This window comes from Rhizomicrobium sp., assembly GCF_056722145.1.
Genome location: NZ_JBWZET010000329.1, coordinates 1 through 2,366 on the forward strand (window position 1 = coordinate 1; position 2,366 = coordinate 2,366).

Here is a 2,366-nt window from a genome sequence, read left to right on the forward strand (position 1 = left end):
TATTCCTATGGCTGGCGGATGGGCGGCTATGACCCGCGCCGCCTCGCCATCGCCTCGGTGTTGGCGGAAGGACGCGATCCGGCGGAAATTTTCTCCGGCGTCAATTACGCCCCGGCCGCGCTCGGCGACGCGGAAACCGCCGCCATCGCGCCGCCGCTGCAACCGGCGCCGCTGCATGTCCTGGGCGAGTTTCCCGATTGGCTGAAAAGCGAATTCGTTGCCGCCTTCGGTGACGATCTGCTGCCCGAGATGACGGCGATGCAGGCCCGTGCGCCGGTCGATCTGCGCGTCAATACGCTCAAGACGTCGCGCGAGAAGCTGACCGCTGCGCTGGCCGCGGAAGGGTTCGAAGCCGCCCCGACGCCCTATGCCGCCAACGGCTTGCGTCTCGACGGCACCGCCACCGCCAAATTATCGGCGTCGCCGCTTTTTGCGGCCGGCCAGTTTGAATTCCAGGACGAGGCGGCCCAGATCGCCTCGGCTTTGTGCGAAGCCGAGCCCGGCATGCGCGTGCTCGATTACGCTGCCGGGGCCGGGGGTAAATCGCTCGCGCTGGCGGCGGCGATGCGCAACAACGGCATCATCGTCGCCCACGATATCGATCCCGGCCGCCTCGCCATGATCGGTCCGCGGGCCGAGCGGGCCGGGATTTCGATCATTCACACCGGCACCGACTTGCCGCCGGCGGCGTTCAATCTCGTTTTGCTCGATGCGCCGTGCAGCGGCACCGGCACTTGGCGGCGCCAGCCCGAACTGCGCGCTCGTCTCAGCGCCGAGCGGCTGACCGAACGCATCAAGCTGCAAGCAAAGCTGCTCGCCAAGGCTTCGAGCTTCGTCGCGGTCGGCGGCAAGCTCGTCTACGCCACCTGTTCGGTGCTGCCGTGCGAGAATGACGGCCAAATCATCGCCTTCCTCGCCAATCACCCGAATTTCTCGGCGGTTGCGGTCTCGGACGCGCATCCGTTCTTCCACGCCAGTCCCTATCGCACCCAAACCGATGGATTTTTCACAGCCGTTCTGCAGCGACGTTTTTGAACGGCATCGTCGAACCACCACGCTTAAGGAAAATCGCATGTCCGCTCCCGTTCTGGACCTCGACTTCGGCTCCCAGGTCACCCAGCTGATTGCCCGGCGGGTGCGCGAAATCGGCGTCTATTGCGAAATCGTGCCGTTCAACAAGGCGGAGGCCGCGCTGGTCGAGAAGCCGCAAGCGATCATCCTCTCCGGCGGCCCGATGAGCGTGCACGAAGACGGTTCACCGCGCGCGCCCAAAGAAGTCTTTGAGGCCGGCGTGCCGGTGCTCGGCATTTGCTACGGCGAGATGACCTTGTGCGAACAGCTCGGCGGCAAGGTCGAAGGCGGCCATGCCCGCGAATTCGGCCGCGCCGACATCGTGATTGCCAAGGCCTCGCCGCTGCTCGACGGTCTCGGCGACGAACATGGCCGCGAGCCGGTATGGATGAGCCATGGCGACAAGATCGTGGCGATCCCGCCGGGATTTGAAGTGGTGGCGACCTCCGAACATTCGCCCAATGCGGTGATCGCCAACGAAGCGAAACGGTTTTACGGCGTGCAGTTCCACCCTGAGGTGGTGCACACCCCGCGCGGCGCCCAGATCCTCACCAATTTTGTCACCAAGATCGCCGGCATAACGCCGGCTTGGAACATGCATGCGTTCAAGGAACGCGCGATCCAACGCATTCGCGAGCAGGTTGGCAGCGGCAAGGTGATTTGCGGCCTGTCGGGCGGTGTCGATTCCTCGGTTGCCGCGGTGCTGATCCACGAAGCGATCGGCGACCAGCTCACCTGCATTTATGTCGATACCGGCTTGATGCGGGCCGGCGAAAGCGAGCAGGTCGTCAGCCTGTTCCGCGGCCATTACAACATTCCGCTGCTGCATGCCGATGCCTCGAAGATGTTCCTCGAGCAGCTGCACGGCGTCACCGATCCCGAAAAGAAGCGCAAGATCATCGGCAAGGCGTTTATCGACGTGTTCGATTACGAAGCCGCGAAAGTCGGCGGCGCCGAATTTCTCGCCCAGGGCACGCTTTACCCCGACGTGATCGAAAGCGTCTCGGCGACCGGCGGTCCCTCGGTCACGATCAAGAGCCATCACAATGTCGGCGGGCTGCCGGCGCACATGCGGATGAAGCTGGTCGAACCGTTGCGCGAGCTGTTCAAGGACGAAGTCCGCGCCCTTGGCCGCGAACTGGGTCTGCCCGAGAGCTTCGTCGGCCGCCATCCCTTCCCGGGGCCGGGGCTGGCGATCCGCATTCCCGGCGAGATCCCCAGCGAGAAGCTGGAAATCTTGCGCAAGGCCGATACCATCTATCTCGATGAAATCCGCAAGGCCGGTCTTTACGACA

The 2,366-nt window shown here is 64.1% G+C and carries 2 protein-coding genes; both read left to right on the plus strand.

Annotation, left to right across the window (positions count from 1 at the left end; genetic code table 11):
* Window positions 1-1,035, plus strand: a 1,035-nt coding sequence (locus AC1P6P_RS17610) for an RsmB/NOP family class I SAM-dependent RNA methyltransferase (protein WP_481403751.1), incomplete at its 5' end; no start/stop codon positions are given.
* Window positions 1,036-1,072: 37 nt separating this feature from the next.
* Window positions 1,073-2,366: glutamine-hydrolyzing GMP synthase (gene guaA, locus AC1P6P_RS17615; protein ID WP_481403752.1), on the plus strand; the 1,294-nt coding region annotated here is incomplete at its 3' end.